Below are 7,287 nucleotides of genomic sequence, written 5' to 3'. Positions count from 1 at the left end.
AAGAGACAGCCTCCAACCGCGTACGCGCCCGGCTGGCCCGTCTCGGCGTGCAGCGCTCCTCGCCGTACAACCCGGTCCTCGAACCGCTGCTGCGGACCGTACGCGGCAACGACCCCAAGATCGAGACGGCCGTCCTCCGCCAGATCGAGCGCGCCTACCAGGTCGCCGAGCGCTGGCACCGGGGGCAGAAGCGCAAGAGCGGCGACCCGTACATCACGCACCCCCTCGCCGTGACCACGATCCTCGCCGAACTGGGCATGGACCCGGCCACGCTCATGGCGGGGCTGCTGCACGACACCGTCGAGGACACCGAGTACGGCCTGGACACGCTGCGCAAGGACTTCGGTGACCAGGTCGCCCTCCTCGTCGACGGCGTCACCAAGCTCGACAAGGTCAAGTTCGGCGAGGCCGCCCAGGCCGAGACCGTACGCAAGATGGTCGTCGCCATGGCCAAGGACCCCCGGGTCCTGGTCATCAAGCTCGCCGACCGGCTGCACAACATGCGCACCATGCGCTATCTCAAGCGGGAGAAGCAGGAGAAGAAGGCCCGCGAGACGCTGGAGATCTACGCGCCGCTGGCCCACCGCCTGGGCATGAACACCATCAAGTGGGAGCTGGAGGACCTCGCCTTCGCGATCCTCTACCCCAAGATGTACGACGAGATCGTCCGGCTCGTCGCTGAGCGGGCGCCCAAGCGCGACGAGTATCTGGCCATAGTGACCGACGAGGTCCAGTCCGATCTGCGCGCCGCCCGTATCAAGGCCACCGTCACCGGCCGGCCCAAGCACTACTACAGCGTCTACCAGAAGATGATCGTGCGAGGCCGGGACTTCGCCGAGATCTACGACCTGGTGGGCATCCGCGTCCTCGTCGACACGGTCCGCGACTGCTACGCGGCGCTCGGCACCGTCCACGCCCGGTGGAATCCGGTACCGGGGCGGTTCAAGGACTACATCGCGATGCCCAAGTTCAACATGTACCAGTCGCTGCACACGACGGTCATCGGACCCAGCGGCAAGCCGGTCGAGCTGCAGATCCGTACGTTCGACATGCACCGCCGGGCCGAGTACGGCATCGCCGCGCACTGGAAGTACAAGCAGGAGGCCGTCGCCGGGGCGTCCAAGGTCCGTACGGACATCCCCAAGAACGTCGGCAAGGGCGCGGGCCAGGACACCGTCAACGACATGGCGTGGCTGCGCCAGTTGCTCGACTGGCAGAAGGAGACCGAGGACCCCAGCGAGTTCCTGGAGTCCCTGCGCTTCGACCTGTCGCGCAACGAGGTCTTCGTCTTCACGCCGAAGGGCGACGTCATAGCGCTGCCGGCCGGGGCCACCCCCGTCGACTTCGCCTACGCCGTCCATACGGAGGTCGGCCACCGCACCATAGGGGCGCGGGTCAACGGGCGGCTCGTCCCTCTCGAATCGACCCTCGACAACGGCGATCTGGTGGAGGTCTTCACCTCCAAGGCGTCGGGCGCGGGACCCTCACGGGACTGGCTGGGCTTCGTCAAGTCGCCACGGGCCAGGAACAAGATCCGTGCCTGGTTCTCCAAGGAACGCCGCGACGAGGCGATCGAGCACGGCAAGGACGCCATCGCCAAGGCGATGCGCAAGCAGAACCTGCCGATCCAGCGGATCCTCACCGGCGACTCGCTCGTCACGCTCGCGCACGAGATGCGCTATCCCGACATCTCCTCCCTGTACGCGGCGATCGGCGAGGGCCATGTCGCCGCGCAGGGCGTCGTACAGAAGCTCGTGCAGGCGCTCGGCGGCGAGGAGGCCGCCAACGAGGACATCGCCGAGAGCGCGCCGCCCTCGCGCGGCCGCTCCAAGCGCCGCTCCAGCAGCGACCCCGGTGTGGTCGTCAAGGGCGTCGATGACGTATGGGTCAAGCTCGCCCGCTGCTGTACGCCGGTCCCGGGCGACCCGATCATCGGCTTCGTGACCCGCGGCAGCGGCGTCTCCGTACACCGAGCGGACTGCGTCAACGTCGACTCGCTGTCGCAGCAGCCGGAGCGGATCCTCGAAGTCGAGTGGGCGCCCACCCAGTCGTCCGTCTTCCTCGTCGCCATCCAGGTCGAGGCGCTGGACCGGTCCCGGCTGCTGTCCGACGTCACACGGGTCCTGTCCGACCAGCACGTCAACATCCTGTCGGCGGCCGTCCAGACGTCCCGCGACCGGGTCGCCACGTCGCGCTTCACCTTCGAGATGGGCGATCCGAAGCACCTCGGGCATGTGCTGAAGGCGGTACGGGGCGTGGAGGGCGTGTACGACGTCTACCGCGTCACGTCCGCCCGTCGGCCCTAGGCCGTGTCTTCGAAGTCCCGCCTGGCCCGCGACGCCGCAGTGACATCAGCTGCTGCCGCGGCGGGCGGCACCTCGCCGCGTTGTCGGAGTCGGCCGAGTACGCCCGGTACGAGGCCGATCCTCCGCCTTGCGATGCGCCGCACCAGCCGCCGCGGGCCCCGCCCTGCGGGCGGACGGCGCTACTTCGAAGACACGACCCAGGGTCCCTGACGTCACGAAAGGAGCGGCCCGGCGGTGGTCCCACCGCCGGGCCGCTCCTTCGTCACGCGTGTGGCGTCAGCCGCCGAACTCCTGAAGACCCTTCAGCGCCTGGTCCAGCAGCGCCTGCCGGCCCTCCAGCTCCTTCGCCAGCTTGTCCGCCCTGGCGTTGTTGCCCGAGGCGCGTGCCGCGTCGATCTGCGTGCGCAGCTTGTCGACGGCCGCCTGGAGCTGACCCGTCAGACCCGTCGCACGCGCGAGCGCCTCCGGGTTCGTACGGCGCCACTCGGTCTCCTCGGACTCCTGAAGCGCCCGCTCGACCGTCTGCATCCGGCCCTCGACGCGGGGCCTGGCGTCGCGCGGCACATGCCCGACGGCCTCCCACCGCTCATTCAGGGTCCGGAACGCGGCACGGGCCGCCTTCAGGTCCCTCACCGGCAGCAGCCGCTCGGCCTCCGCCGCCAGCTCCTCCTTGACCTTCAGATTCTCCGTCTGCTCCACGTCCCGCTCGGCGAAGACCTCACCACGGGCGGCGAAGAAGACGTCCTGGGCGCCGCGGAAGCGGTTCCACAGGTCGTCCTCGGCCTCGCGCTGCGCGCGGCCCGCGGCCTTCCAGTCGGTCATCAGCTCGCGGTAGCGCGCCGCCGTCCCGCCCCAGTCCGTGGAGCCCGACAGCGACTCGGCCTCGGTGACCAGCTTCTCCTTGGCCTTACGGGCCTCCTCGCGCTGCGCGTCCAGCGAGGCGAAGTGCGCCTTGCGGCGCTTGGAGAACGCCGAGCGCGCGTGCGAGAAGCGGTGCCACAGCTCGTCGTCGGACTTCCGGTCGAGCCGCGGCAGACCCTTCCAGGTGTCCACCAGCGCGCGCAGCCGCTCACCGGCGGACCGCCACTGGTCGCTCTGCGCCAGCTCCTCGGCCTCCGTGACCAGAGCCTGCTTCGACTCCCGGGCGGCGTCCGTCTGCTTGGCCTTCTGGACCTTGCGCTCCTCGCGGCGCACCTCGACCGTGGCGACAAGCCCGTCGAGACGCGTACGCAGGGCGGCGAGATCCCCGACGGCGTGATGCTCGTCCACCTGCGTCCGCAGATGGTCGATGGCGGACTGCGCGTCCTTGGCCGAGAGATCGGTGGTCTTCACCCGCTTCTCAAGAAGGCCGATCTCGACCACCAGGCCCTCGTACTTGCGCTCGAAGTAGGCCAGCGCCTCTTCGGGAGAGCCTGCCTGCCACGATCCGACGACCTGCTCGCCCTCGGCCGTACGCACGTACACGGTGCCTGTCTCATCGACACGGCCCCACGGGTCGCTGCTCACAGCGCCTCCTCCACCTGATGCCTGCGGGGGTGCCCCCCGGGCATCGTCCACAGTTTCCCGGACGGGCCTCGCCCGTCTTCCGCGACGCGAGATAAGGATCCGCAAAGCCGATCCGCGCGTCGCACAACGCCAATCTAGGTGACCGGTGGCCCGGCTGTCCGCACTCCGCACGGCCGAAATTCACGGGTACGGCGGCGGGGCGGTCCGAGGCCCCGCGCCACGGCCCGCCCCGCCGGTCACCCGTGGTCACGTCTTGTCGACGGTGCCCTTCTCGATCGTGACGGTCTTCTTCGGCGGACCGTCACCCTTGTTGCCGCCGGTGACACCCGCCGCCGCCACGTCCTTGACCGTCTTCAGGCCCTTGGCGTCCAGAGTCCCGAACGGCGTGTACGAGGGCGGCAGTTTGGTGTCCTTGAACACCAGGAAGAACTGGCTGCCACCGCTGTTCGGCTGGCCGGTATTCGCCATCGCCACCGACCCCGCCGGGTAGGTCACCGCGCCGTCCGCGGCGGGCTTGCCGAGTGCGTCGAGGTTCTCGTCCGCGATCGTGTAGCCGGGACCGCCCGTGCCGTCGCCCTTGGGATCGCCGCACTGGAGCACGAAGATGTTCTCCGTGGTCAGACGGTGACACTTGGTGCCGTCGAAGAACTTCTTGTCCGCGAGGGACTTGAAGGAGTTCACCGTTTCCGGTGTCTTCGCCGCGTCCATCGCGATGCCGATGTCGCCCTGGTTCGTCTTCAGGGACATCGTGTAAGCGGCCTTGGCGTCGATCGTCATCTTCGGCCCGGCCGGCTTGCTCTCGCTGGGCGACGGCGGCGCCGAAGGACTGTCCTGCGCGACGTCCTTCTCCTCGTTGTCGTCCGTCAGTCCCGCGATGGCGTACGCGCCACCTCCCGCCGCCAGCACGACGGCCAGCGCGGAAGCGATGACCGCGTTACGGCGCCTGGCCTTGGTGCGGATCTCCGCCCGGCGCTGCTGCTGCCGCTCGAACTTCTCCCTGGCAAGCTGGCGCCGGCGCTGCTCGCTGTTGACCACCGGGTCGTCTCCTCGTGTATTTGTGTCTTCGTGGGCCCTGTGAAGGCAGTCCTGTGAACGCGTAACTAGCCCCGTACGGTATATGGGTTACCTGTGGAATGAGGAGCGCCGGTAGGCTCTGATCTGCTGCAATCTCCCGACGGACGACATTTGAGGACGATCGTGCTTATTGCCGGGTTCCCCGCCGGGGCCTGGGGGACCAACTGCTACCTGGTCGCCCCCGCCGCGGGCGAGGAGTGCGTGATCATCGACCCGGGCCACCAGGCCACCGAGGGCGTCGAGGAGACGCTCAAGAAGCATCGCCTGAAGCCCGTCGCCGTCATCCTCACCCACGGCCACATCGACCACGTCGCCTCGGTCGTCCCCGTGTGCGGCGCCCACGACGTGCCCGCCTGGATCCACCCGTCGGACCGGTACATGCTGAGCGACCCCGAGAAGGCCCTCGGCCGCTCCATCGGGATGCCGCTCATGGGTGAACTGACCGTGGGGGAGCCCGACGACGTCAAGGAGCTGGGCGACGGCGCCGAGCTGGACCTGGCGGGCCTGCGCTTCGGCGTCGCGCACGCGCCCGGCCATACGAAGGGGTCGGTGACCTTCAGGATGCCCGAGGCGGCGGACATTCCGCCCGTCCTGTTCTCGGGCGACCTGCTGTTCGCCGGCTCCGTCGGACGCTCGGACCTGCCCGGCGGCGATCCGGCCGAGCTGCTCGAGTCGCTGGGCCGTGTGTGCCTGCCGCTCGACGACTCGACCGTGGTGCTGTCCGGCCACGGCCCCCAGACGACCATCGGCCAGGAGCGAGCCACCAACCCGTATCTGCGCGAGGTGGCCGCAGGCCCCGGAAGCGGCCCGAGCGCCGCTCCGCGACGAGGATTGTGACGCAGCGAATCCCATGAACACCTTTCAGGCCCCCAAGGGCACGTACGACCTGCTTCCGCCGGACTCCGCCGTGTTCCTCGCCGTACGCGAGGCGATCTCCGCACCCCTGCGGAACTCCGGCTACGGCTACATCGAGACCCCCGGTTTCGAGAACGTCGAACTCTTCGCGCGCGGAGTCGGCGAATCCACCGACATCGTGACCAAGGAGATGTACACCCTCACCACCAAGGGCGGCTCCGAGCTGGCGCTGCGCCCCGAGGGCACGGCCTCCGTGCTCCGCGCCGCGCTGGAGGCGAACCTGCACAAGGCGGGCAACCTGCCCGTCAAGCTCTGGTACTCGGGCTCGTACTACCGCTACGAGCGCCCGCAGAAGGGCCGCTACCGCCACTTCTCGCAGGTCGGCGCGGAGGCCATCGGCGCCGAGGACCCGGCTCTCGACGCCGAGTTGATCATCCTCGCCGACCAGGCGTACCGCTCGCTGGGGCTGCGCGGCTTCCGCATCCTGCTGAACTCCCTGGGCGACAAGGAGTGCCGCCCCGTCTACCGCGAGGCGCTTCAGGGCTTCCTGCGCGATCTCGACCTGGACGAGGAGACGCGCCGGCGCATCGAGATCAACCCCCTGCGGGTCCTCGACGACAAGCGCCGGGAGGTACAGCGCCAGCTCACCGACGCCCCGAAGCTGCGCGACTACCTGTGCGACGCGTGCCGGGAGTACCACGCGCAGGTGCGCGACCTGCTGACCGCGGCGGGTGTCGCCTACGAGGACGACGAACGTCTCGTACGGGGACTGGACTACTACACCCGCACCACCTTCGAGTTCGTGCACGACGGGCTCGGCGCGCAGTCCGCGGTGGGCGGCGGCGGGCGCTACGACGGGCTCTCGGAGATGCTCGGCGGCCCCGAGCTGCCGTCGGTCGGCTGGGCGCTCGGTGTGGACCGTACGGTCCTGGCGCTGGAGGCCGAGGGCATCACGCTCCCACTGGCTCCCGCCACCAGCGTGTTCGCGGTGCCGCTCGGCGAGGAGGCCCGACGGCTGCTGTTCGGCGTGGTCACCGAGCTGCGCAGGGCGGGGGTCGCGGCCGACTTCAGCTACGGCGGCAAGGGGCTCAAGGGCGCGATGAAGAACGCCAACCGCTCGGGCGCGCGGTTCACGATCGTCGCCGGTGAGCGCGATCTCGCCGAAGGCGTGGCGCAGGTCAAGGACATGGAGAGCGGCGAGCAGAAGCCCGTGCCGCTCGACGCGCTGGTGGCCGACCTCACAGCGAAGCTCGCCTGATTCCACGAGAAGCACGAGAAGTACGAGAAGGCGGAGAAGCACGAGAAGGCCGACGGCCCCGGACGCGGTAGGCGTCCGGGGCCGCCGCCGTCCTTATGTCCATCGAACGGTGGAGATGGGGGTGGGTGCGGCAGAATGGCCGAGCCCTCTGCGGATGCAGGCCACGAGTGATGGAACGGCGATATGACGAGTGCAGCGCTGGACGACGTGTCCGCCAACCCGGAGGATCACGGCACCCCCGGTCTCTTCGGGGCGGGGCGGGTGCTGGCGTGGTTGTTGGTGGTGACG

General features: G+C 69.4%; 5 protein-coding genes. 3 read left to right on the top strand and 2 right to left on the bottom strand.

The features are described from left to right. On the top strand, positions 1–2,306 hold a 2,306-nt coding region (locus P3L51_RS34040), incomplete at its 5' end, for a RelA/SpoT family protein (protein WP_354609222.1). 276 nt (positions 2,307–2,582) lie between these two features. Here P3L51_RS34040 and P3L51_RS34035 read toward each other — a convergent pair. Beyond that, the gene (locus tag P3L51_RS34035) at positions 2,583–3,812 is read right to left on the bottom strand and encodes a DUF349 domain-containing protein (RefSeq protein ID WP_354609221.1); all 1,230 of its coding nucleotides are present in this window, start codon (positions 3,810–3,812) and stop codon (positions 2,583–2,585) included. 246 nt (positions 3,813–4,058) lie between these two features. Next, on the bottom strand, positions 4,059–4,847 hold the full coding sequence (locus P3L51_RS34030; RefSeq protein ID WP_354609220.1) for a peptidylprolyl isomerase: 789 nt from the start codon (positions 4,845–4,847) through the stop codon (positions 4,059–4,061). Positions 4,848–5,009: 162 nt separating this feature from the next. Here P3L51_RS34030 and P3L51_RS34025 point away from each other — a divergent pair, with 162 nt between their 5' ends. Both P3L51_RS34025 and hisS read left to right on the top strand, forming a co-directional pair. After that, positions 5,010–5,723 (top strand): MBL fold metallo-hydrolase, encoded by a 714-nt coding sequence (locus P3L51_RS34025; RefSeq protein ID WP_354609219.1) that lies wholly within the window; start codon positions 5,010–5,012, stop codon positions 5,721–5,723. A gap of 13 nt (positions 5,724–5,736) precedes the next feature. Beyond that, positions 5,737–6,999 (top strand): histidine--tRNA ligase, encoded by a 1,263-nt coding sequence (hisS, locus tag P3L51_RS34020; RefSeq protein ID WP_354609218.1) that lies wholly within the window; start codon positions 5,737–5,739, stop codon positions 6,997–6,999. Positions 7,000–7,287: the final 288 nt, after the last annotated feature.

Source organism: Streptomyces panacea (assembly GCF_040560175.1).
GTDB classification, from domain to species: domain Bacteria; phylum Actinomycetota; class Actinomycetes; order Streptomycetales; family Streptomycetaceae; genus Streptomyces; species Streptomyces panacea.
Note: the sequence above shows the minus strand (reverse complement) of the source record. Positions and strands in the feature narration are given on the sequence as shown.

Coding starts and splice junctions, on each gene's coding strand:
- hisS (WP_354609218.1), top strand. CDS start 5,737: ATGAACACCTTTCAGGCCCCCAAGGGCACGTACGACCTGCTTCCGCCG.